The sequence below is a fragment of the Streptomyces sp. NPDC020490 genome (assembly GCF_044335305.1).
Classification (GTDB): Bacteria; Actinomycetota; Actinomycetes; order Streptomycetales; family Streptomycetaceae; genus Streptomyces.
Map to the genome: position 1 here is coordinate 75,083 of NZ_JBIRUY010000031.1, position 23,278 is coordinate 98,360.

Below are 23,278 nucleotides of genomic sequence, written 5' to 3' on the forward strand. Positions count from 1 at the left end.
CGGACCTCCCGGACCCCCCGGCCCCCGCGAAACGCTCCGCCCGCCGACTCCCCGAACTCCCCGGACCGGAAGAACGGAACCCCACCATGTCCGTCGACAAGGACTTCGAAACCCGGGTGACCCGCGCCATGAGCCGCGCCACCAGTGAGTTCCCGCCGCACTCCGCCGACCTGGTGCAGCGCTCCGTCGCCCGCGGGCGCCGGATGCGGCTGTTCGCCGCCGCCCGCGTCACCGCCGTGGCCGTCGCGGTGGTCACCGCGGGCGGCACCCTGATGACCACGGGCGCTCTCGGCGGCCACGGCGCCGGCTCCCGGGACCAGGTGCGGGCCGACGCGCCGGGAAACGCCCCGGGACGTTCCACCGGGCGGCAGCCCTCCCCGTCGCCCGCCCCCGTCAGCGGCGAGGAGATGGTCCGCACGCTCAAGAACCTGCTGCCGGCCGGCGGCACCGTCTCCGCGGCCTCGGGCCGGGCGTCGGAGGCCGGCCCTCCCGTCGTCTGGCCGATGGCCAAGCTCACCTACTCCACCGCGAAGGGCTCCTCCAGCGTCGACCTCACCGTCTCCCGGCTGGACCCCGACACCCCCAGGGACCAGCAGGGGAACGCCGGTTGCCTGCCGGTGGAGGTGCGCCCCCACGACAAGTGCACCACCGAGAAGCTCCCCGGGGGCGCGGTGCTGAACACCACCAAGTCCTTCACCTACCCCAGCAGCGACACCGGGCAGAAGCGCTGGTACGTGGTCCTCACCACCGCCGCCGGGGTCCAGCTGACGGTGCAGGAGTTCGGCGGCGGCGACGAGAAGGGAACGTCCGACGGAGCCGATCCGCTGCTGTCGCTCTCCGAGCTGACCTCGATCGTGCGCAGCCCGGCGTGGGACAGGACGATCAGCGCGCTGCCGACCCAGCAGAGAACCCCCTCCGCCACGCCTTCCGCCACCGGCACGCGCGTATCCGGCGCCCGCATGACCCGGGTGCTGACGTCACACCTGCCCCCCGCCGGGACCGTCTCCGACCTGAACGCCGGTGACGGGCTGGTCCAGCTCGTCTACGACGACGGCCACGGCAAGAACATGGTCGAGGCCGACGCGCAGTACGACATGACCCCCCTGCTGGCCGGGCACATGGGCTGCGCCGACGTGTCCGGGCACTGCGAGGCCACGACACTGGCCGACGGCACGCAGGTCAAGAAGGTCCAGGGACCGTCGGAGAAGGGCGGTGCGGCCCGGGTGTGGCTGGTCGACGTCCTGTACCCGGACGGCCGCCGGGTGGTGGTCCGGGAGGCCAACTCCTACGCCGAGAGCGCCCCGGTGACGCGCCCCCGGCCGGCCCTGAGCATGGCCCGGCTGCGCAGCATCGCGCTCGACAGGACGTTCTTCACGGACTGAGCACCGCGGATCGCCGGGGAGACGGGCCCCGTGACGTCGAGGGGCCCTGGTGCCCGTACGGCACCAGGGCCCCGAAGGAAATGCAACACCATCTGTCGGCTCTCTACTGCTCTGCCGACCTTCTCTTTTTCCGCTACCCGGCCCAGCAGGGCGGAGCGGGGGATCGCAGCTGCGTGACCGGGGACCACCATCCATTCCGGGGTCTTGCGGTACCCGGGCCGAGTGCCTATCGGTGTTTCTCGGACCGGGCGATCCTGATGGCGTCTGTTCCTCCGTTCCTCTCTGAACCAACCACTGTGTGAACCGGTACTGCTGGCGGCGGCTCCTTGAGGTGCGAGCCGCCCAGTGCGGCTCTCAGTCCCGTCACCGTCCTGAGAAAACCTTGGCTCCGAGGCTCGAGAGCCGCACTGACCTGCGTGTTTCGTACTCCGTCACCGGCAGTTCGTGTCTGCCGGGTCTCGTTCGACCGTGTCTACGAGAAGAAGCGTACCCACAGCGGAGCCAAAAATCTACTCCGGCAAACACAGTTTTCGCTCTTCCGGCGGAGGAAGAACCCTGCCGCGATCGCCCCGCACCGGTTCGCGGAAGCCGTCTCCCGCCGCGCACGCGGCCGCTTCGGCCCCGAGGGCGGTTCCGGTGCGGGCGGGCCGCATAAGCTCTGCTGTCATGTCGAACCCTGATGAGCTGCTTGTCGCCATCTCCGCCGCTGTGGAGTCCGAGCGAAGCAATCAGATGTCGCTGACCGTGGTCGTCGGCGGCGCCGTCATCACCGGCCGGCTGGCTCCCGAGGCCGTGTGGCGGGAGCGGGTGGCGGAGGTGCTGAAGGACTCGGAACGCCTCGGCCCGTTCTCCAACGTCTTCACCCGCGGCCCACGCGGGAGCCGGCCCGGCCGCGGCGAGGCGCCCACGCACCTGCACTTCCATCTCGCCCGGATCCTCCAGGGAAGCCTCGGCATCCCGGAGACGGGCGGCATGTACCGGGTCGCGATCAAGGACGTCAGCGCATGGACCGTGGGCGATCTCAGCTACTCCGACCGCTGAGACGCCGTCAAGCCGTCCCCTGGCCGGGCCGGCGGCTGCCCCGGGCCGCCTGTCTCCCCGGCGGCGGGCCCGCCCGGGACCGCCGCCTCCGGCAGCAGCCGGTCCAGGCAGGCGTCCAGCGCCGTCTCCGGCGCCGTCTCCGGCTCGGCCCGGGTGAGGGTGCCCGGGCCGCTGACCGCGTCGAACATGAGGGCGGCGGCTGTCCGCCGGGCACTCCGGCGCCCTGTGGTGCGACGGCGGAGCGAGGGCTGGGCGCCCCGGCTCAGTCGCTCCCGCCCGGCGGCGCCGGCTCGTCGGCCCCGCCGTACATGCCGGCGCGGAGCCGCTCCTTGGCCGCTCCGAGCCGTGGGCCGTAGTCGGGCGCGAAGATCTCGCTCAGCGTCTTGTCCAGGGTTCCGGAAATCGCATGGATCCGGGACCGGACGGCTCGGTCGCGCACGATCCCGTCGAGGTCGCCGGACTCGAACATCACCTGGCAGAGCCAGTCCGACAGCACGAACGCCGGGTCGCGCGTGAGTCTGACGGTGATCGCTTCCTCGTCCACGACGTCAACGCAGCTCCCCCGGGAGACGGCGTCCGCGCCCCGCGTCACCGGACGTGCGCCAGCAAGGTGCGCAGGACGGCGTCGGCGTGCGTCCAGAGCAGGGATCCCGCGGCGGCGGGAAGCAGGTGCCGGGTCGCCGTCGGGATCATCCGGGCGAGCGATTCACCCAGGTCCGGGGAGTGGACCGGGCTGGTGTCCTGCTCTCCGTACCAGAGGTCGACCGGGACGGCGATGTCGGCGGGGTCGAACGGCCAGCGGCCCATCGCCAGGACGGTGTCACGGGCATAGCCCGCGGGGCCCTGGCCGAACGCCTCGTCCATCGCGCGCCGGAAGGCGTGCTGGAAGGCCGGGTCGGTGTAGACCGCCCGATCTGCCTCGGGGCTCGTCATGATGATCAGATCCCACAGCGCTTCGGCGCTGCCGAAGTCGGCGAAGGACGCCTCGGCGGCGGCAGGGTCGGCGGCGACGGCGTCCACCAGGCCCCTCACCTGCGGGTTCAGCGACTGGGCGAAGCGGGGATGGGCGAGTTCGTCGCTGCCGGACACCACGGCCACCGCGCTCACCAGACCGTGTGCCGCCAGGGCGAGGGCGAACGGCGCCCCCTGCGAGAACCCCACCGCCGACGGGGCGTGCAGGGCCCGCTCCTGGACGAAGTGCCGGATGTCGGTCGCCCAGCTGGTCAGGGTCCGGCCGGGGGCGGGGTCGGAGGCGCCGAGGCCGGGCCGGTCCACGCTGACCAGCCGGACACCTTCCGCGTCGACGGCGCCGCCGCCGAAGGCGAGCCACCTGCTGGTCGCCGCCCCCGGGCACAGCAGCACCGGAGTGCCGTCGGCCGGCCCCCATTCCGCCCAGCCCAGGAGCCTGCCGTCCGGCAGCCCGATCTGTCCGAGCCGCGCTGGTTCCCGTACGCCGTAGTCCATGATCCGTATTGTCGCGTGCCCGCCTCCCGACTGCCGTCCCCTTTTCCACCGGCGGCGAGGGGGGAACCGCGTGCGGGGCCTGGCGAGGGTTCCGGCATCCCGGTCCCGGCCCGGCCCCGCAGCGGTCATGGCGTGCGGTCCCCGTGCCGGGACCGCAGACCGGGCGTCAGGGGCAGCTGGGCTGTTTGACGCCGTAGATGATGCGTTTGCCGAGCCCTGGCCACTCGGTGACCGTCCACAGCTGGCGGTTCGACCTCATCACGTACAGATCCTGGAGCCCGACGCCGCCCTGCTGGTACGTGGGCTGCTGGTTGGGCCGGTCCGTCACCAGCCAGCCGAGGTTGTCCTCGCCCCGGCTGCTGTCGAAGTAGTAGCAGCGGCGCGCGCCGGCGGCCGGGTCCTCGTACGAGACGCCGCCCTGCACGTTGGTGACCGGTTGCTGGTAGACCTCCTGCGCGTGGATGGTGTTGCCGGCGGTCCGGGACGTGATGTCGCTCGTCCGCCACCGCGCGAGACGCGAGTCGCACCACACCAGCATCCCGCCCTGGCGCCGGCTGCAGTACTCACCCGTGATGAACTGCCAGCTGGACGCGGACCGGTCCAGGGAGACGTAGTCGTAGCAGGCGCGATTGCCCCTGTTGCAGGCCTGGGGGGACACCCCGCCCGTCCCCGTGGACCACCGACCGATCTCCGGCAGCACGAACCGGCTGCCCGGAGCCCTCGGGTCGTTGGTCCGGCCCAGGTCGAGGATGTTCCGGGTGTCGAACACCAGAAGACCCCTCCGCGGATCCGCCACGTAGAGGGAGTTCTCGTGCCAGACGACGCCGCCCGCGTGGGTCGGCAGTGACCTGAACTCGGTCTGGCCCGGCATGAGTTGCACCAGTTCCACGTGCACGTAGCGCGTCGGGGCGCCTGGGACGAGGAAGCTGACCCGGGAACGTGCGGGCGTGCTCTGGTTCGGCGCGTGCCCGTACCACGAGTTGAGAAGTACCCGACGGCCGTTGACCGTGCCCGCGGGGAACGCGTCCTCACTGCCGCTCATGCCCTGCGGGGTCCAGGTGGACGACGCGGAGTCCACGCTGTCGAAGCAGTACCAGTCGGCTGCCGCGACCGCGTTGCGCAGTGCTCCGAGCGGGCTGTTGGCCGCGGAGCACTTCTGAGTGGCGATGTGATCGAGGTTGTTGCTGTTGCTGATCAGCTGACCCGGCGTGAGCCGCTGGTACGGCAGCGCGGGGATGTTCGAGGCGCGGGGGTCGGGATCCCACGTCAGGTGGAAGTCCGGCAGGGACGCGGGATCCGACACCATCGGCCGGGGCGCGGGGACCGGCGCGGCCGGAGCGGCGGACCGCGCTTGCGCTCCGGCCGGTCCCGCACACAAGAGGAGGGCCAGCGTGGCGACAGCCACTCGGCCCAGCAAGGGGGGAATCACGAGAACTCCTTCTCCACGTCGCGGCCTTCGTGGCTGCGAAGCATTGCCCGTCACCGCACCCCATCGAACGACCACGCCGAGAGAACGGACGTGCGTGAGTACGGCGCGTGATCTGTCGGAGAGAGTTTTGACAGGCGGCCAGTACTTCTTGACGCGTGTCGCGAACTTTCACCCGGAAACAGCAGCCTCAGAACCCCGCAGCGGCCCCGCAGCGGCTCCGCACCGGCCCCGCAGCGGCTCCGCACCGGCTCCGCACCGACTCCGCAGCGGCTCCGCAGCGGCGGGGCGCACGGCGCCCTCACCGCAGGCGTCGGCCGCCGTCTACAACCATCGACACCAGTGGTGGGTCAGACCCACGCAAGGAGATCTTGCGACAAAAGAATCACTGACGTTTCACGTGGCAAGAGAGAAGACCGATGGCACGTACACGCTCCGCGGCGGTTGCCGCTGCTTCGTTCCTGCTCATGGCCGGTGCCGGTCTGATGCACGCACCCTCCGTGTTCGCCGCCGGCTCGGCCTCCGGTGCTGCCGCGAGCGACTTCGACGGTGACGGGTACTCCGATGTGCTGATCGGCGCGCCGAGTGGCATCGCCGGCGGTGTCAAGGGCGCGGGTTACGTGACGGTCCAGTACGGCAGTGCGCACGGCATCGGCACCGCGGCCACCACGCCCGAGGGGCGTACCGCCGTCTTCAGCCAGGCCACCACGGGTGTCCCGGGAAACGCGGAACCCGGTGACGCGTTCGGGGCTTCGGTGGTCACCGGTGACGTCAATGGCGACGGTTACGACGACGCCGTCATCGGCGCGCCGGGTGAGGACACCGGTGCGCTGCGGAACGTGGGCCGGGTGACCGTGCTGTACGGCTCCGCGCGGGGGCTGCGCGCCGTCGGGAGCGTCTCTGTCGCCCCTGCGGCCCCGTACGCCGACGCCCGTTTCGGGCTGGCCGTGGCCACTGCCCGGCCGGCCGGCTCCGCTCCGGGCGAGGCCCTCGTCGCCGCGGACCGTCGCGGCGCGGACGTGCTCGCCTACGAGGCGGGAACGCTGAGGAGCAAGAGCCGCCTCGACACCACCGGTGCCGTGCAGGGCGACGCCATCGAGCCGAAGTCCCTGACCACCGGTGACTACGACGGCGACGGCGACGACGACCTGGTCGTGTCCGGCCGCAGCCAGGAGGAGGACGGCGGCGGGCGCTCCGCGGTGTACTCGAGCGGAACCGGAGGGCTGACGTACGTACGGGACCTCGGCGGCGGTCCCGCCACCGCGTCCGGGGACATCGACAACGACGGTTACGACGATCTCGTCTACGGGTCGCCGGACAGCCCCTATGACCAGGGCGAGCCCCTGACCGGAGGCGTGGTGGGCGTCTACTTCGGCGGTGAGGACGGGGTGAAGGGCGTCGACGAGCTCGGCACCGTGGCGCAGGCCTGGGCCCAGTACAGTCCCGGGGTGCCGGGCAACGCCGAACTCGGTGACGGTTTCGGGTCCGCCGTTTCCGTCGCCGACGTCGACGGGGACGGCTACGACGACCTGGCGGTGGGCGCGCCGGGGGAGGACGTCGGCAGCGTCAAGGACGCGGGTGCGGTCTGGATCCTGCGCGGGTCGGCTTCCGGAGTGACCGCGGGCAGGGCGATGTCGTTGACGCAGAACTCCTCGGGCGTACCGGGCACGGCGGAGCGAGCGGACCGCTGGGGCGGGCAGGTCCGGCTCGTGGACACGAACCACGACGGCCGTTGCGAGCTGCTGGCCTCCGCCCCGGGAGAGAACGGTTCCGAGGGAGCGGTCTGGGTGTTCCGCGCCCTCGCGTCCGGGATCGTGACCACAGGCGCCCGTTCGTACGGGGCCGCCGTGCTCGGGGCGTCACCGACCGGCGCCCGGTTCGGTGCCGCGATCAGCGAGTAGGAGGCCGGCGAGCAGGAGGACGGCGAGCAGGAGGCCGGCGGAACGAACGGCGCCGCACGGTCCTGGCCGGCCTGGGGCCTGTCCTTGCCGCCGCCGCTCACGCACCGGCCGCGACGGCCATCAGCGCCTGATGGCCCGGCGACGGCTCGGCCACGACGGCTCGGCCACGAGTCCCGCATCCAGCATCCCGCCGGTCGGCGGCCCGGCCCTGGACCGCGGCCGCCGGGTGCACGGACGGCGCCTCACTTCTCGGCGGCGCAGTCGTAGAGGGTGAAGCTGCCGTCGGTGCGGATGCCGTAGGCGGTGGGCGGGATGCGGGCGCAGTGGGACTTCACCCAGGTGGTGGCGGGAGTGGTGGGGCGCTGGGTGGTGAGCAGCGCATAGCGCAGCTGGTGCGCGGTGACGAGGCTGCCGAGCTGCTGGGCGGTCGGGAAGGGGGTGCTGCCGGTGAAGCCGCCCATGACGAGGACGGGCTCGGACTTCGCCCGCAGCAGGGGCTCGGCGGTGTAGGCGGCCTGGGTGGCGAGCAGGTACTTCTCGCCGTGGCGGTGCGTGGTGAGGTAGGCGAGCAGGGCGGTGTCGCGGGCGCTGGGCCGGCCGAGCCCTCTCCTGCGCGGGGCGCGATGGGGATGCTCGTAATACGACTTGCCGACCGGACCGGCCATCGGCGAGGTGGTGGCGCCCGCGTAGAGCGGGTCGAGGCTGGAGACGGCCCAGCCGGCCGGTACGACCAGGGTGGCCGCGATTCCGGCGGCGAGGGCGGCGTGGACCAGCCGCGGGGAGGTGCGCGGCCCGCGGCTCCACAGGCCCACCACGCCGCACAGCGCGAGCATCACGGCGACCGGCAGCAGCCAGGAGACGAATCGGGTCGGCCAGTCGAGCACCAGCGCCCACGCCGCCGTCAGCGCGATCGCCGCCGGCAGCACCAGGTGCCGCCGGCCGGCCGCGTCGTGCTCCGCCGCCGGCTGCGGCTCGTACTCCGCCTCGTACTTCGCCTCGTACTCCGCCTCGTACTCCGAGCGGAACAGCGCGAGGCCGCCACCGGCCAGCGCGGCGAGCGCCGGGGCGATGACGGCCGTGTAGTAGGCGTGGTTGCCGTTGGAGACGCTGAACACCACGGTGTGCACGGCCAGCCAGCCACCCCACAACAGGAATCCCGCGCGCTGCAGGTCGGTTCGCGGTCGCCCGGCGTGCCGGACGACGCCCAGGACCGCGGCGAGCACGGCGAGCGGCAGGAACCAGGCGACCTGCGGGCCGACCGTGTGGTTGATCAGCATGTCCCAGCCGGTGTTGCCGGTGGTGCGGCTGGCGGTGGTCCCCGCGACGGCGCCGAACGCGGTGGGATCGCTGCCGAAGCGGCTCAGGCCGTTGTAGCCGAAGACCAGGGCGAAGGGATCGTTGTGGGACGTCCCGTCGAGGTACGGGCGGTCGGCGGCCGGTGTCACCCAGGCGATCAGGATCCAGGAGCAGGAGACCGTGAGCGCGACCGCCCCGGCCGCCAGGACGCGCAGAGCACGCTTCAACGGCGTACCGGGCGCGACGAGTTGGTACACGGCGGCGAAGACCGGCAGCACCAGCCACGCCTGCAGCATCTTCGCCTGGAAGGCGAGCCCGACCCAGACACCGCAGGTGATCAGCGGCAGCAGCCGCTCGGTGCGCACCGCCTTCTGCAGCGCTCCGGCGGCCGCCACCAGGAGCAGGGTGAGCGCGGTGTCCGGGATGGTGGCACGGTTCAGCGCCACGGTGACCGGGGTCAGGGCGAGCACCAGCGCGGCGATCAGCGCGGCGAACGGACCGGCCCAGGCCCGTACGATCCGGTGCAACAGCCATACGGTGAGCACGCCCTCGACGACCTGCGGAAGCGCGGCGGCCCAGGTGTGCGGGCCGAAGAGCCAGACGGAGACGGCGTCGGGCCAGAAGGCGCCGGGCAGCTTGTCGATGCTGACCGAGCCGGCGGTGTCGAGCCCGCCGAAGAAGAACGCCCGCCAGCTGCCGGCCATCGAGCGTATCGCCGCACCGTAGAAGGGGTGGAGCGCGGCGTGCCCGATGCCCCAGGAGTACAGCACCGTGGCGACGGCCAGCACCGCGGCGAGGGCCGGGCGCTCCCAGCGCGGGGCGTCCTTCGGCCGGCGGGAGCGGCGGTTCGCCGCCCGATGGCCTCGCTGCGCTCCGGTGGCCTGGGCGGCGGGGATGGCGGTCATGGCAGTGGTCCTCGGATCAGCAGGTCAGGTGAAGCGGCGGTGCACACGCGGCGGAGTCACCGGCGGCGACATCGAACGCGGCGACATCACACGCGGCGGAGTCACAGGCGGCGGGCCGCCCGGAAGCCGCGGGCGTAGAAGTCGGTGCCGTCCAGCAGCGCGTGGCCGGACAGGTCGCCCAGGGTCGGGCCGTTGGCGGCGGAGCGGCTGGAGTAGAAGCGGTGCCGGCCCCGGTCGTCGAGGCCCATGTACATGCCGACGTGGTCGATGAAGTCCGGCCGGTCCTTGATGATGGCGAAGAAGACCAGATCGCCGGGTTGCAGGACGTCCAGGTCGGTGGCCTGCCGCGTGCCGGTGTGGGGGATCACCGTGCGGCCGGGACCGTAGGCGGCGATGGCGTAGGCGCGGCGTGGCAGACCGGCGCCCTTGGTGTTGGTGTTGTGCAGCGGGATGCCCATGCGGTAGCCCCACACCAGACGCTGGAAGCCGGAGCAGTCGACATCGCCGTAGCGGGCCTTCTCCGGCTGCACGCGCGTGCCGTCCGGGAAGGTCCACTCGATGCCCAGATAGTCGTAGAAGTCGGACTGCTCGTCGTAGTAGGCGAAGTCCAGCGGGTTCTTGACCGCGGCGTTGCGCGGGCCGAAGTGCGCGGTGCCCGCGTAGCGCACGCCGTCGGCGTTGCGCTTGTCGGGCGCCCCGGCGCTGCTGTACTGGAACGCCACCGCGAAGACGTCCGGGCTGCTGTCGCCGAGCGCCTTGCGGAACCAGCTCTTGAACCAGGCGGACTTCTCCATGCCCCGCTGCCACGCGTGCGGCAGCACCCGCACCCAGGCGTCCGTGGTCACCTTGGCCTCGGTGGTCCGCGGCTCGCTGAAGGTGCGGGTGGGACCGGTGAGTACGGCCGTACGGGCGCCGTCGGTGAAAGTGGCGAGCGTCCCGCCGTCGGCGGCGCGGACCACGGTGCGGTCAGGGGAGGACAGCCGCTCGAAGGCGTCGGGCCGGGTGGACCGGGCGCCCGGGCCGGAGCCCGCGCCGCCGGCCGCGCCGTCACGGTCGCCGCCGTCGTGTCCGAGGCGGTCCCAGGCGTACCCGCCCACCGCCCCGGCGGCCACCACGCCCGCGATCGTCCGGAACACGGCGCGGCGAGCCGGGCGGCTTCGCCTGCCCACGGGGTCGGAGTGCATGGCCGGTCCTCCTGTAACTGTTGGGTGAGCGGGTGGTGAGCGGGTCAACTGGTGGGCAGGGCACCGATCAGCAGACCGGAGACCAGCACCACGTACGTGGCCAGGGTCACCGCCGTGGTCGTGATGACCGTGGCCGCCGGCGGCTGGCGGGTCATCTGGTAAGAGACCAGGCCGGGGACGATGAAGCCAAGCGTCTGTGACGTGTACAGCAGCGGGAACTCGTGGTTGAGGGCGAGCATCACGGTGGTCTGCATCAGCACCGCGCACAGCACCACGGCGGCGAACAGCCGCTTGCCGTAGAGGATCACCGTGCGCTGCACCAGCTTCGTCAGGAAGTACGTGACCGCCGCCACGCCGACCATCAGTCCGGCCATCCGCACATCGGTGACGAGCGTGAGGGCGATCCAGCCCGGGGTGATCATCCCCCCGGGGGAGAGGTTGGTGGTCAGATAGCAGACGAGCGAGAAGACCAGCCCGAGGGCGATCCCGAGCGCGGCGGTCTGTGCGTTGAGATTGGCGGGGATCACGGGTTCCTCGTGAACTGGGACGGATCGTGGGGGTGGCGCGGGTCCTCCGCGGTGTTCCGGTCGTCGGGCCGGCCCTGGCGGGCGGCTGCCCGGCGGGCGAGGTCGCGCTGCTCCGGGATGCGGAAGGCGTACGTCGGTGTCTCCAGCGGCGCCACCCAGCTGTACGGCTCGGGCTCGGGCGGCCGGGCCACCGAGACCCGCGGCCGGGGTATGGCGAACTGCATGGTCTCCTGGTCCAGGCCGTCGCCGCCGGGAACGGCGTCGAGCGGGTCCTCGGGGGAGTCGTCCAGCGGCAGCTCGGCGAGGCACTCCAGGAACAGCTCGCCCTGGCCGTGGATGTTGCCGATCGCCACCAGCGAGGAGGACGGGCCGAGTTCCGCGAGGATCGCCGCGGTCAGCTCCTCGGGGTCCCGGCGGTCGCCGCCGAGATCCACCACCCGGCCGGTGAAGCCGTCCGGAATCGCGTCGCGGGCGCTCTTGGTCGGGTGGCCGATCAGGAACACCGTCTCGGCGTGGAGGTCGGGGACGATCGTGCCCATCTGGCCGTTGCGCTCCACCCGGTCCGGGCGGCAGTTGATGACCACGCTGAGCGGCCGTCTGATCGCGCCCAGATCCTCCAGCTGCTTGACGTTCATCAGCGTCGACTCGGGGTCGTTGGCCGCGAAGACGTTGGCGAACCGCAGCCGCTTGCCCTCGGGGGTGACGTAGCGCTCCACCGACAGCACGCCCGGGTCGGGCGGCGCGTCCCACATGCCCTGCATGGCGGTCTGGCGCTCCACGCCGAGCAGCTCGGCGACCGTGAGGGCGATCGCCACGTTCTCCTTGAAGGTGAACCAGCTGAAGCCGCGCAGTTCGGCGTCGGTCACCGACTCCGGATCGACCGCGATCAGCCGGCAGTTCCGTTTGTCGGCCTCCTCCTGGAGGATGTGCAGCCGGTCCCTCTCCGCCGTCACACAGATCCCGCCCACCGGCATCGAGCGGGAGAGCGAGCGGGCGACGTCGTCCAGCGTCGGCCCCATCTCCTCCAGATGGTCCTCGCGGACATTGCACAGCACGCCGATCGTGGAACGGATCAGCTTCTCCTGATTGATCTCCTGCAGGGCGGGCATCACCGCCATGCACTCGATCACCAGCGCGTCCGGCCGGTAGATCGCCGCCCGCCGTACGATGCCGATCTGCTCGACGATGTTGGAGATGCCGAACTTGCGGTACACCGGCTCCTCGGTGGCATCCGGATGGATGAACCGGGCCGCGGTGCCGGTGGTCTTGGCGACCGTGACCAGTCCGCCGCCGCGCAGCGCGCCCGCGCACAGCCGGGTGATCGAGCTCTTGCCGCGGATGCCGTTGACCAGCACCCGCGTGGGTATCTGCTCCAGCGAGGCGAAGTGCCGCCGCTGCTCCAGGATTCCGGCGATCCACAGCCCGGCGCAGCACAGCAGGACGATGACATAGAGGAAGACCACGTCGGTTCCGTCCTTACTACCGCTGGAAGGTGTTCTCGTACGGGGACCGGGCGGGCCCGGCGGCGTGGCCGGATCTGGCCGCCCGGTCGCGTTCCACCAGGGCCTGGCGCACCAGCTCCAGGCTGCGGGTGACCGAGCCGATCTCGTCGTGGTTGACCGGATACAGCACGGTCCGGCGGTCTCCGCCGGCGAGTCGCCCGACGAGCACGGCGACCGCGCGCAGCGGCCGGATCACCACGACATGCAGCCAGCCCAGGCAGGCCGCGCCCATGGCGAGGCCCAGGATGCCGGCGAGCATGGTGCGCTGCTCGGCCTGCATCGCGGGGATCTGCAGCGCCGCCGCGGGCTCCGCGGTCACCACGTGCCAGCCGAGGCCGGCCGTCGGGCCTTTCTGCGCCAGTGGCGCGGCGGCGTCGATCGACGGGCCGGAGGACGTGTGGTGCACCGCCGAAGTCGCGGTGCCCGCGGTCCCCGGGGCGCTCTGGGTGGCGCGGGCGAGACGGGTCAGGCCGGAGTCGGGCAGCGACTGGAAGGCGAGGTAGCCCACGCTCGCGGCCAGCACCTTGTCGTGGCGGTCCGTCACCCAGACGCTGCCCAGCTTCGGCCTGGGCAGTATGGAGTTGAGCGCCTTCACGTCGATCTCGCCGAACAGGACCACCCCGGCCGCCGGGGCCTTGCCCTTGACGGCCCGGACCTGGGCGTAGGCGGCGATCACCGGGATCCGGCCCGAGGTGTTGACGTTGGTGATCCCGCTGCCGCCCGGCACGTGGACGAGGGTGCGCAGCGGTGCGTCGCCCACCCTCAGCGTGATGCGGCCCGAGCGGTCCAGCAGATACAGCGAGCGGTACTGCTCGTGGTCGGCGAGGGACTTCCGCAGGACCGCGGTCTGGTCGGCCCGGCTCCTGCCCGGCAGACTCGTGGCCGCGGCGCTCAGGTCGGTGTACGACTGGTCGAGGGACTGCCGGATCCGCTGCGTCGCGATCTCGGTCCGCGCCTGCTGGTCGGCGAGGACCGCGGCCGGAACCGCGGTCGCGGTGTCCGCCCGGTTCAGCACGAAGATCATCGGCACCGACCAGCAGGCCACCACCAGCACGCCGGCCACGGCCAGTGCACGGCAGCCCGGTCCGCGCCGGGCCGGGAACTCCTGCGGGCCGCTCTCGCCGAGCAGTTGCCCGCGCAGTGACTCCAGTGCCCGCCCGATCCGGGCCAGTTCCCCGAAGCCGTGCACCGGAACCGGCCGGTACAGCTCCTCCGTCGCGGCCGGCCCGCCCCCGCTCGCGCCCCGGGCCAGCCGGCCGGCGGACAGATACAGCCGCAGCAGCGGCCGCTGTACGCAGAAGTACAGCGTCAGCCCGAGCAGCAGCGCGACCGCGGCCAGCACCCCCGCTGCCTCGAGCGCGAAGCCCGAGTAGTCGGCGGCGGTGGTCGTGGCGGGCACCGCACGGGAGGTGAGCACCACCAGACCGAGGTCGTCGGTCTCGCCCGAACCGGTCGCCGACGCGACCTGGGCCCAGCCGGCCACGGTGCGCCGGCTGCCGGCGGCGGCGCCCAGCAGGCTTCCCGAGGCGTCGGTGTCGCCCCCCGACCTGTGCGCCGCGCGGGACGCCGCGGCGGACAGGCCGCTGTCGGCGGCGGCCGGCGACGCCGTGCCGTGCACCGCGGTGGCGAGCACCGCTCCGGACGCGTCCAGCACTTCGGCGGCGCGTCCGTCGCCGTACGCCGTGAGGGCGGGGAGCGTTTCGGAGACCGCCAGCAGCCACTGCCGTTCGGTCCGGTTCGGGGTCTGGTCCTCGTCGGGGTCGTCCTGCGCGGGCAGCGTGACCCTGGCGAAGTACAGCAGTTGCCGCGTGCCGCCCGACGTCGCCAGCCGGGGCGGGATCTCCCCGTGCCCGGCCGCCGTCCTGGCGGCGTCCACCCCGGCCAGCGGCACGGTCCGGCCGCCGGTCGCCAGCAGTCTGCCGGTGCGCGCGTCGAGCAGCGCACGGCCGAGGACCGCCTTCTTGTCAGGGGTCAGCGCTTTCAGCGCGGTCGTGGGGGTCGAGGCACTCGTCGCCGGGTACGCCTTGGCCGTACGGCGTACCGTGCTCGCCTCGGCTTCGATCGCGGTGCGCATCGACAGCGCGCTGTCCGCGGCGATCTGCTGCTCCCCGTCCAGCACGGCCTGCGGGATGCGCGCGGTGTGGACGCCGCCGAGGCCGATCACGGTCAGGGCGGCGACCACCAGCAGGAGTGCGACGAGTGAGGCTATCGGCGGGCGCACCCCGCCAAGCATCGGCATATCGGCGCGGCGGCGGATGCGGTGCCGACGCGGCGCCCGGGGTGCGGAGGGCAGGGCAGCGGGTCCTTCCTCAACCTGGCGCCGGGCGCCCGAATGTTCGACGGTCGAGCAGTCTAGCCCCCGCCGGTATCACACAACCATCACACCCTCGCCTCATCCGTCGCACAGGGCAACGGGATGCCTGTGCGGCTGCGACACGCGCGGAACCGTCCCCCCACGCGCCGAAGGGCGGACCCGCGAACAGGCCCACCCTTCGGATGCCCGGTCAGACGTCCGGTCAGCGGACGAAGGAGATCTCCGGGTACGTGCTGCTGGGCCCGTCGAGCAGGCTGCTGTGCTTGTTGCGCAGCTGCTGGTCGAAGAAGGCGGCGAGGTAGACGCGCTGGATCTTCACCGCCCGGTTCGGGTCGATCGTGCCGTACTGCTGCTGGATCTGCGTCTGGGAGATCCCGAGCAGGCCGGCCCACTGCGGCACCAGGTACTCGTAGTCGCTGAACGACAGGTGCGCCGCGCCAGCCAGCTTGATGTCGACCCGGTATCCCTTCAGGTGCGACCACAGCGTCCGCCACGACTTGTCGTTGTTGCGGTTGTGGTTGGCGGAGCTGAAGAGCATGAAGGGCCGGTCCAGGTCCTTGCTCGGCGCCGTCCCGAAGAACTGGCCGTCCAGGTTGGCGCCGGCATCGATCCGCTTGTCGAGCTGCATGGCGGTGTCGACCGCCGCCCCGCCCAGTGAAAAGCCGAACATCCCGATACGGGACGTGTCCACCGACTTCGACAGTCCGGACGGGAGCGTCGCGTGGCCGGCGTCCGGGTTGCCGCCACTGCTGATCTTGCCGAGCGCGTTGATGACGAACTTGATGTCGGCGGCGCGCACCTTGAGCGTGTCGGAGGAGTGGGTGCCCGCCGGCATCCTGTTGACCTCGAGCCGGTTGCCGGGGAACTGCACCTCGTTGGCGTCGTGGGTGTGGTCGACGGTGACGACGAGGTAGCCGCGGCTGGCGAGGTCCTGGGCGAGCGCGGTGCCCACCGCGCGGTCCGAGTGCAGCCCGGTCGAGTACAGCAGGACGGGCAGCTTGCCGAGCGAGGTCTTCACCGGGGCGAGGACATGGCCCGCGGTCTTCGGCAGGGTCACCTGCTGCGGCGACAGCCAGCGCGAGGCCAGGAAGTGGGCGCCGGAGATCGACGGCATCCACGGCGCCCGGTAGTGCCCGGACGTGGAGGTGGCCGGATACCAGAGCGACACCATCAGCTCGCGGGTCTGGCCGGACACGTACGGATCCGTGCGGGACTTGTCGACGAGGTGCAGGCCGACCATGCCCACGCTGTTCTTCCCGGTCGGCGCGGGCATGGTGAGCTGCAGCGGGGACTGGGCCGCGCGGGCGGACGTGAGCGCCTCGGCGCGCACGGACTTGCCGCGCAGCGGCAGCTCGTCGTTCTCGGGCGCCCAGGGCCTCTTCGGGGCGGGCTTGTCGGCCGAAGACCCGGTGGCCGCAGGCTTTTCGGACGGCTTCCCGGCGCCCAGCGCGGGTGTCATCCCCACACCCAGCGCCAGGGCGGCCAGCACACCCGCCGAGCCGACCGCTCTGGCGATCGTTCTACGACGGTGGCGCGGGCGGCGGTGTTCCATGAAACCCCCTTGGTGGTCGGCGATCGTAGAAAGCGCGATCGGCTGCCGCACACCGTACCGCCGCAGCGGCGGGCGGACTCACCCGCCCCGGACACCGCCGTGGCCACTTCACGCACCGGAGCCGAGCGCTGCCACGAGCGATGACACAGCGTCAGGACACTCTTCCCGATGGGTAGTCAGCAGTCGGATCGTGCATCTCCGTCCATCCGACCGCCGGACCACACCACCGACCCGGCGAACCCTGCGGTCATGGCACTAGCTGTCGCGTGTGCAGCGGCCCGTCGCCTCGGACGCCGGGGGACGGCACTGGAGGGGGAAGTCGGCGCGGCTGGTGCTCAGGTAGCGGCCGATGCAGGCGTTCGCGGTGGTGCGTCCGTGTTCGGCGCAGAAGGTGAGCGCGGCGCGGCCGTCGGCGAAGGGGCCCGGTGCGTAGATCACCCAGTAGCCGGGGCGCAGTGAGGCGTAATCGTCGCTGCGCAGGTAGAGCGCTTCGGGCACGGAGGTACGGATACGTTGCAGGCGCTGGTCGCGGGCGGCGGTGCCCGAGGAGACGGGTTCGGAGTACAGCTGTGCGATCCAGCGGCCACTGTCTGCCGGGGCCGAGGACTGCTGCGACATGCCCGGTGCGGGGGAGGAGGACGCACTCGGCGTCGGGTCCGGGCTCGGGCTGCGCTCCGGATCGGGGCTCGCCGGCCGCGTCTGAGCGGCCGGTGCGCGCGACGCGGGCGTGGTCGTGCCGACGGCAGCGCCGGCGGTCGGTTTGTCGTCCTCACGCGTATGGAAGGTCAGCACTGACGCGGTCGCCGCGATGGCGGCCAGGACAGCGGTCGCTGCGAGGAGCGCCGGCATACGGCGGCGAGCCGGCGTCCCAGGCCTGGGGACGTCCTGTTGCGTCGGGGCCGCCTGGAACACCGGGGCCGGCATGCGTGCCGCCGTCATCGTCGGCTGGGCCCAGCTCGGTGTGGTGCCGGCCTCGACCTGAGCGAGCATCGCGTCCAGTTGCCCGGCGTCGGGGCGGGCCGCCGGGTCCCGCACGAGGAGGGACCGCAGGACAGGCTCCAGAGGCCCGGAGCGTACGGGCGGGGGGACCGGATCCTCGAGGACCGCGGCCAGGGTGGCGGGCGTGGTCGCGCGGCGCAGCGGGCTTGCGCCCTCCGTGCACACGTACAGGACCAGCCCGAGGGACCACAGGTCGGAGGCCGGGTCGTCGTCGTGGCCGCGGATCCGTTCGGGAGCCATGTACTCCGGGGTGCCGATGAGTTCGTCGGTCGCGGTCAGCGCCGTCGCGCCCTGGAGGGCGGCGATGCCGAAGTCGGTGAGGGCGGCGGTGCCGTCGGGGCGGATCAGGATGTTCGCGGGTTTGACGTCCCGGTGCTGGATGCCGGCGGCGTGCGCGGCGCGCAGGGCGGAGAGCAACTGGCGGCCGATGCGGGCCGTCTCCGCCGGGCTCAGCGGACCCGCGTCGACGCGCTGCTGGAGCGAGGTGCCGGGGACCAGTTCCATCACGATCCACGGGTGCGGCTCCGCCTCGATGACTTCGTACACCGTCACCACGTGCGGGTTGCTGAGCCGGGCCAGCGCCCTGGCCTCTCGCATGACCCGTTCCCGCACGGTGTCCGAGGTGTCCGCGTCCTGGCGCACCGCCTTCAGGGCTACCTCACGGTGCAGCACCGTGTCCCTGGCTCGCCATACGGTACCCATCCCCCCACTGCCGAGCCGCTCGACCAGCTCAAAGCGCCCGCCGACCCTGTCCCCCGGTGTCATGCGGGTCAGACTAGGACAACCGGTGACACCCCGGAAGCCGGTTCAGGAGGACCCTTCGGGCGGAAACGGCGCAGACACGCGAGACCGTCGGCACACCCGAGGACGCGCCCTCGAACGAACCCTGCCTCCGCGACCGCCGAGTGCGCGCCCTGATCCAGGTGACCGACGGAAACCGAGACGAACGTTCGTGCCGGACTCGCTAACATCTTCGCTGTCTTCGCTGTTGAAGGGGAAGCCCCTCCACGTTCCACCTCGACCGGTCCGCCGGCTTCGCGCCCTCGTTGCGAGCGGTCCAGAGAGTGAGCACCGCTTTGGAGTCCGATCCGGGCCGGCTTCGCAGGCGGTCGGCGGTTGACGGGACGGCCGGACAGGTGTCGGCCAAGCCGAGATCCGGCTCCTGTCTTCCCTGGGCGGGCTCCGCGTCGTTCGGGGCCGCCATGGGCTGCGCCGCTTGGTCGTTGACCGTCTGGGCGCGCGCGTACTGCGACGCGGGCTACGACGCCGGCGGACGCTTCGAACTCAACTTCCTGCTCCCGGTGGTCCCCGCGGTCGGGGCGCTCGTCGGGCTCCTGGCGCACGTTGTCGGCCGGCGCCTGGTGCTTCACGCGCCGACGGCGGTCCGTGTCTCACTGCCGGCGCTGCTGGTGGTCGTCGCGACGGTGGGGGCGGCATGGTGGTTCTTCGCGACCCGGGGAACGCTGGACGGGTATCCCGGCGACTCGGGCCTCTGCCCCGCGAACAACGTTCCGCCTGCGCGGCCGTGACGCCACACTGTGTCCGTCGCCGTTCCGCTGATGACGCTCATCACCGTCACCTTCACTTCCGGAAGGTGGGCCGGGTGACGCTCCCTGCGATTCCCGGACTGCGGGACGGCCGGACAGAGTCGCTGGTGTACGCCCTCGGTCCGGCGTCGTCGCTCAGAGCCGGCCTCGCCACCAGGGCACGTCCAGGCTGCCCGCCGGGATCACCTTGGCTCTCGCCAGGATCTTCTTGTCCAGCGCCCATACGAGGGCGCCGCGCAGCTCACGCGCGCTCTTCCTCGGCAGTGCGTGAAGCACGACTTCGAGGTGGCTGCGGAAGCCGACGCCGTAGCCTGCCGTCGCGGTCCCGAATGCACTGGTCGACCATGCCCGCAAGGTCGCTGCCGAACACCACACCCGCACCGGTACACCGATCGGCACGCCAACCCTTCGTGCCCGCCTTGGCGTTCCGGCTCCCATGGCGGAAGCCATCGCCGCCCAGCTCTGAATTCGGGTCCCGTCGGGAGGCTTTACCGCTTCCGCAACACTCGTCGGGTTCCGACAGCGGCCGAAATGATCAGTACCTCAAGGCAACACATGGTGATCACGGTGGCCCAGGACTCGCCCAACCACCACCTTCCTCCAACACCCGCGAGCCCAAGTACCAACGCGGCCGAACCGAAGGCGGCCAGCCGCCGCGCCCCTTGTGACATGCCGCTCATCTACGCACGTCCGCGTGCCCCAGGCAAGCGAATCCAAGGAAAGGAAACGGCTGTGCCAGCCAACCGCCGCTTCCGCAGCGTCACCCGCATCGGCCCCGTACAGGTCGGCACTTCCTACGACGGCCGGGGCCGTGAGAGGCACACCGCTGCCTGCACCGCCCCGCGCTGCGGCTTCTCCGCCCATTACGACAGCCGCGCCGCCGCCGAACTGGCCGCCCCGCACCCACCACTGCCCCGCCCGCTGAAAGGACCGGGCCAGTCGTCCGAGAAGTCGACTGTCTGTCATCCGGACGCCGGCAGGCCGCGCCTCGCCCTTCACCGCATCCGGGGCAGGTGCACGCTTTTCAAGTCTGTTGGTGCCCCGCCGGGCGTGTTGGGTGCCGCTGCTCAGCGCCTCGTCTCGTACCTGGTCAGGACCACGCCGCCGGGAAACGTCCGCGTCTCCACCAGGTTCAGGTTCACCCAGTTGTCCAGCGCGGTGAAGAACGGCGTGCCGCCGCCCACCAGGACCGGATGGGTGGCGATCGCGTACTCGTCGATCAGCCCGGCGCGCATGGCCGCCCCGGCGAGCGTTGCGCCGCCGATGTTCATCGGGCCGCCGTCCTCGGCCTTGAGCCGGCTGATCTCGGCGATCGCGTCGCCGGTGACCAGGCGGGCGTTCCAGTCGACCTTGTCGATCGTCGAGGAGAACACCACCTTCGGCGTGTCCCGCCAGTTCCGCGCGAACTCGATCTCCGCCGGGGTGGCGTTGGGCTGCTGGTCGCCGGTCGGCCAGTAGGAGCTCATCGTCTCCCATAGCTTGCGCCCGTACAGCGACAGGCCACTCGCCTGCTCGTGGTCGAGCCACCACTGGAACAGCTCGTGGCTCGGCGGTCCACTCCAGCCGATGTCGTCCCCGGTCGCGGCGATGTAGCCGTCCAGGGTCAGGTTCATGCCGTAGATCAGTTTCCGCATGGCCCAGCCTTCCGTCCGTGAGTGTCCGGCGTATAGACCAGCGCGGCGCGGGAAACTCATCGGTGCGCGATCCGGGCTCGCCGGTAGTCCTCGTGCTCGGAGCTCAGCGTGGTGTACCCGGCCGGCACGGGCAAGCCGCCTCCCCGAGTGGTGGACACCTCTGATCCCGGCCCCGGTGGGGGCCGGGGGGAAGGGTCACTTATGGTCATGAAGGTGTATTCGCCTGAGTTCAAGGTCGATGCTGTGGTCTTGTACCACTCGGACCCGGACCTCACGATCGCCCAGGTGGCCCTTGAGCTGGGCATCCGGCGCGACACGCTGCGCCGGTGGATCGACGCCGCCGACACGCACAACGGCACGGCGACGAGGAAGAGCACAAAGGATGACCGGGTGAGCGAGCGGACCAAGGAGAAGCTCGAGGCCGAAAACGAAGCGCTGCGCGCGGAGCTGAAGGCCGCGTGGAATCCAGTTGCGGGGCGGGCGCAGGTCGGCGACGGGGCGGTGCGGGTCAGGGTGCGCGGTGGACAGGGCTGTGCCTTTCGGTGGAGCGGGGTGAAGTCGTCGCGCCGGGCTATTCCTTGACGGCTCCGGCGTTGGCGCCCTGGACGAAGTACCGCTGGAAGCGGAAGAACAGCACGGCCACGGGGATGGTCGACAGCAGGGCCGCCGCCAGTTTGAGGGGGTACTGGGTGCCGCTGCCCAGGCCGCCGGAGACGAAGCGGGCGAGACCGGTGGTGAGGGTCTCGTACTGGCTGGACTGGGTGGCCACGAGGAAGTGGGTGAATTCGTTCCACGAGCCCTGGAAGGTCAGGATGGTCAGGGTGATCAGGGCCGGCCGGGCCATGGGCAGCACCACCGACCAGAAGGTGCGGAAGGTGCCGGCTCCGTCGATGCGGGCGGCTTCCTCGACCTCGCGGGGGATCGACTCGAAGAACTGCTTCATGAGGAAGATGCCGCCCGTGCCCACGATCATGGGCAGGATCATGCCGGTGTAGGTGTCGAACAGGCCCAGCGTGTTCAGCACCAGGAAACGCGGGATAAGCAGGGCGATGCCGGGCACCGCCATCGTGGCGAGGACGAAGGCGAACAGCAGCCTGCGGCCCGGGAAGTTCAGTCGGGCCAGGGCGTATCCGGCCATGGAGTCGAGCAGTACCTGGGCTACCGTCACCACGACGGCGACGAAGGTGGAGTTGCCCAGCCAGCGCAGGAAGGGGACCCCGTCGCCGTTCTGGCTCAGTCCGAACAGGCGCTGGTAGGCGGCGGTGGTCGGAGGGCTGGGGATCAGCCCGAGGGGGTGGGCGGCGGCGTCCGGGTCGGTCTTGAACCCGGTGACGAGCTGGATGACGAAAGGCATCAGGTACAGCAGCGCCACTGCCAGCACGAACGCGTATCCGAGCACCCGCCACGGCAGCGGGAACCGGCCCAGAACCGGGCGCTGTTGCGCCCGGGCGGCCGCGGCCTTGGTCTTCATCGGTTCCTCCGTGGGCGGGGGGAGCGTTCACGCAGCACCCATCGCTGCAGGACGGTCATGGTCAGGATCAGGACGAGCAGGATGAAGGCGATGGCGGCGCCCTGACCGAAGTCGGCGTCGCTGAAGCCGGCCTGGTAGGAGAGGAAGGCGGGCGTCAGGGTGGTGTTGGCCGGGCCACCCTGGCTCATGACGTACACCTGGTCGAACACCTGCCAGGAGCCGATGAGGCTGAGCGTGACGACGTAGAAGAGCACGGGCCGGATGGCGGGGACGATGACGTGGCGCAGCATCTGGAGGCGGCCAGCGCCCTCGATGGCGGCCGATTCCTCCAGCTCGCGGGGGACGTCCTGGAGGGCGGCGAGGAAGATCAGCACGAGGGTGCCGGACGTCGTCCACACCGCGAGCAGGATGAGGGTGGACATCGCGACGGACGGTCCGGACAGCCACTCGAACCAGGACAGGCCCATGAAGCTGTGATCCGCGAGCAGGCCGGAGGGCCTGTCTGGGTTGATGATGCCGAGCGCGCCGAACAGCAGGGAAAGGACTCCGCGCGGGTCGTTGAACCAGTTGGGCCCCTTGATCCCGATCCAGGACAGCATCGTGTTGACGGCGCCGCTGCCCTGGAAGAGGAAGAGGAAGATCGTCGAGACGGCGATGGAGCTGGTGACGGAAGGGAAGTAGAACGTGGTGCGCAGAGCGCCCCGCGCGCGCAGCAGCCGCTGGTTGACGATCAGGGCCAGCCCCAGCGCCAGGCAGGTCTGCAGGGGCACGGTCAGGACCACGTAGTAGACCGTGTTGCGCAGTGACGTGGCGAAGAGGGTGCGGTCCAGGCCGTTGTCGGTGAGTACGTCCCGGTAGTTGGCGAGGCCCACGAACTCGGCCTGGCCGCTGAAGGGGTTGGACTGGCCGTCCCAGTGCAGCAGGCTCACCCACAGGGCCATCACGATGGGGATGACCAGGAACAGGCCGAGGGTGATCACCATGGGGCTGACGAACAGCCAGCCCCAGGCGGCTTCTTGGCGGCGCCCCGCGCGCGGGGCGGGCTTGACGCGGGGCGCCGCATTTGGGCCGGTCCCACCGGGCGTGTCAGGGGCGCCCGGTGCATCGGCCGTACGGGGACCCCCGCCCGCACG

The 23,278-nt window shown here is 71.6% G+C and carries 20 protein-coding genes and 2 pseudogenes; 7 read left to right on the top strand and 15 right to left on the bottom strand.

The genetic code is table 11. The annotated features are described in order from the left end of the window. Window positions 1-86 precede the first annotated feature (86 nt). Both ACH4ZX_RS28580 and ACH4ZX_RS28585 read left to right on the top strand, forming a co-directional pair. Entirely contained in the window at window positions 87-1,382 is a 1,296-nt protein-coding gene (locus ACH4ZX_RS28580; RefSeq protein ID WP_398278672.1) for a hypothetical protein, read from the top strand. A 666-nt stretch (window positions 1,383-2,048) separates the two neighbouring features. Continuing rightward, window positions 2,049-2,423, top strand: coding sequence for a hypothetical protein (locus tag ACH4ZX_RS28585; RefSeq protein WP_398278675.1), 375 nt, complete (start codon window positions 2,049-2,051; stop codon window positions 2,421-2,423). Here ACH4ZX_RS28585 and ACH4ZX_RS28590 read toward each other — a convergent pair. From ACH4ZX_RS28590 to ACH4ZX_RS28605, 4 genes are all read right to left on the bottom strand, one after another. Beyond that, entirely contained in the window at window positions 2,408-2,611 is a 204-nt protein-coding gene (locus ACH4ZX_RS28590; protein ID WP_398278678.1) for a hypothetical protein, read from the bottom strand. The two genes, ACH4ZX_RS28585 and ACH4ZX_RS28590, sit on opposite strands and share 16 nt — an antisense overlap. Window positions 2,612-2,685: 74 nt before the next feature. Beyond that, entirely contained in the window at window positions 2,686-2,967 is a 282-nt protein-coding gene (locus tag ACH4ZX_RS28595) for a hypothetical protein (protein WP_398278681.1), read from the bottom strand. Window positions 2,968-3,011: 44 nt separating this feature from the next. Next, window positions 3,012-3,887 (bottom strand): alpha/beta fold hydrolase, encoded by an 876-nt coding sequence (locus ACH4ZX_RS28600; protein ID WP_398278684.1) that lies wholly within the window; start codon window positions 3,885-3,887, stop codon window positions 3,012-3,014. A 166-nt stretch (window positions 3,888-4,053) separates the two neighbouring features. Then, entirely contained in the window at window positions 4,054-5,193 is a 1,140-nt protein-coding gene (locus ACH4ZX_RS28605) for a hypothetical protein (protein ID WP_398278687.1), read from the bottom strand. 539 nt (window positions 5,194-5,732) lie between these two features. On the opposite strand from ACH4ZX_RS28605, the gene ACH4ZX_RS28610 reads away from it, so the two are divergent. Then, window positions 5,733-7,214 carry an esterase gene (locus ACH4ZX_RS28610; protein WP_398278690.1) on the top strand — a complete coding sequence of 494 codons (1,482 nt, stop codon included), beginning with the start codon at window positions 5,733-5,735 and terminating at the stop codon, window positions 7,212-7,214. Window positions 7,215-7,456: 242 nt separating this feature from the next. Here ACH4ZX_RS28610 and ACH4ZX_RS28615 read toward each other — a convergent pair whose 3' ends face one another. From ACH4ZX_RS28615 to ACH4ZX_RS28645, 7 genes are all read right to left on the bottom strand, one after another. After that, on the bottom strand, window positions 7,457-9,415 hold the full coding sequence (locus tag ACH4ZX_RS28615; RefSeq protein WP_398278693.1) for an ArnT family glycosyltransferase: 1,959 nt from the start codon (window positions 9,413-9,415) through the stop codon (window positions 7,457-7,459). A 101-nt stretch (window positions 9,416-9,516) separates the two neighbouring features. Then, window positions 9,517-10,599, bottom strand: coding sequence for an NlpC/P60 family protein (locus ACH4ZX_RS28620; RefSeq protein WP_398278696.1), 1,083 nt, complete (start codon window positions 10,597-10,599; stop codon window positions 9,517-9,519). 44 nt (window positions 10,600-10,643) lie between these two features. Then, the gene (locus tag ACH4ZX_RS28625; protein WP_360749388.1) at window positions 10,644-11,126 is read right to left on the bottom strand and encodes a poly-gamma-glutamate biosynthesis protein PgsC/CapC; all 483 of its coding nucleotides are present in this window, start codon (window positions 11,124-11,126) and stop codon (window positions 10,644-10,646) included. Next, the gene (gene pgsB / locus ACH4ZX_RS28630) at window positions 11,123-12,589 is read right to left on the bottom strand and encodes a poly-gamma-glutamate synthase PgsB (protein WP_398278701.1); all 1,467 of its coding nucleotides are present in this window, start codon (window positions 12,587-12,589) and stop codon (window positions 11,123-11,125) included. Before pgsB ends, ACH4ZX_RS28625 begins: the two co-directional genes overlap by 4 nt. Window positions 12,590-12,605: 16 nt before the next feature. Then, complete coding sequence (locus ACH4ZX_RS28635) at window positions 12,606-14,849, bottom strand: HAMP domain-containing protein (protein WP_398278704.1); 2,244 nt, start codon at window positions 14,847-14,849, stop codon at window positions 12,606-12,608. Between the two features lie 295 nt (window positions 14,850-15,144). Beyond that, window positions 15,145-16,494, bottom strand: coding sequence for an alpha/beta hydrolase family protein (locus tag ACH4ZX_RS28640; protein WP_398278707.1), 1,350 nt, complete (start codon window positions 16,492-16,494; stop codon window positions 15,145-15,147). Window positions 16,495-16,749: 255 nt separating this feature from the next. Further along, window positions 16,750-18,258, bottom strand: a complete 1,509-nt coding sequence (locus tag ACH4ZX_RS28645; RefSeq protein WP_398278710.1) for a protein kinase — start codon at window positions 18,256-18,258, stop codon at window positions 16,750-16,752. Window positions 18,259-18,716: 458 nt separating this feature from the next. Here ACH4ZX_RS28645 and ACH4ZX_RS28650 point away from each other — a divergent pair, with 458 nt between their 5' ends. Continuing rightward, entirely contained in the window at window positions 18,717-19,022 is a 306-nt protein-coding gene (locus ACH4ZX_RS28650; protein WP_398278713.1) for a hypothetical protein, read from the top strand. Window positions 19,023-19,175: 153 nt separating this feature from the next. Here the strand turns inward: ACH4ZX_RS28650 and ACH4ZX_RS28655 are convergent, their stop codons facing one another. Beyond that, window positions 19,176-19,316, bottom strand: a complete 141-nt coding sequence (locus ACH4ZX_RS28655; protein ID WP_398278715.1) for a hypothetical protein — start codon at window positions 19,314-19,316, stop codon at window positions 19,176-19,178. A 34-nt stretch (window positions 19,317-19,350) separates the two neighbouring features. Between ACH4ZX_RS28655 and ACH4ZX_RS28660 the strand changes: the two are divergent. Both ACH4ZX_RS28660 and ACH4ZX_RS28665 read left to right on the top strand, forming a co-directional pair. Next, window positions 19,351-19,506 (top strand): annotated as a pseudogene (locus ACH4ZX_RS28660) (SpdA protein); the annotation flags it as partial. A 266-nt stretch (window positions 19,507-19,772) separates the two neighbouring features. Further along, window positions 19,773-19,965, top strand: a pseudogene (locus ACH4ZX_RS28665) (mobile element transfer protein). Window positions 19,966-20,107: 142 nt separating this feature from the next. On the opposite strand, the gene ACH4ZX_RS28670 reads toward ACH4ZX_RS28665, so the two are convergent. Beyond that, window positions 20,108-20,674, bottom strand: coding sequence for a dihydrofolate reductase family protein (locus tag ACH4ZX_RS28670; protein WP_398278718.1), 567 nt, complete (start codon window positions 20,672-20,674; stop codon window positions 20,108-20,110). 207 nt (window positions 20,675-20,881) lie between these two features. Between ACH4ZX_RS28670 and ACH4ZX_RS28675 the strand changes: the two genes are divergently transcribed. Then, entirely contained in the window at window positions 20,882-21,256 is a 375-nt protein-coding gene (locus tag ACH4ZX_RS28675) for a transposase (protein ID WP_398278721.1), read from the top strand. Here ACH4ZX_RS28675 and ACH4ZX_RS28680 read toward each other — a convergent pair. Both ACH4ZX_RS28680 and ACH4ZX_RS28685 read right to left on the bottom strand, forming a co-directional pair. Next, complete coding sequence (locus ACH4ZX_RS28680) at window positions 21,246-22,145, bottom strand: carbohydrate ABC transporter permease (RefSeq protein ID WP_398278724.1); 900 nt, start codon at window positions 22,143-22,145, stop codon at window positions 21,246-21,248. The genes ACH4ZX_RS28675 and ACH4ZX_RS28680 overlap by 11 nt on opposite strands. After that, on the bottom strand, window positions 22,142-23,128 hold the full coding sequence (locus ACH4ZX_RS28685) for a carbohydrate ABC transporter permease (protein ID WP_398278727.1): 987 nt from the start codon (window positions 23,126-23,128) through the stop codon (window positions 22,142-22,144). Before ACH4ZX_RS28685 ends, ACH4ZX_RS28680 begins: the two co-directional genes overlap by 4 nt. Window positions 23,129-23,278: the final 150 nt, after the last annotated feature.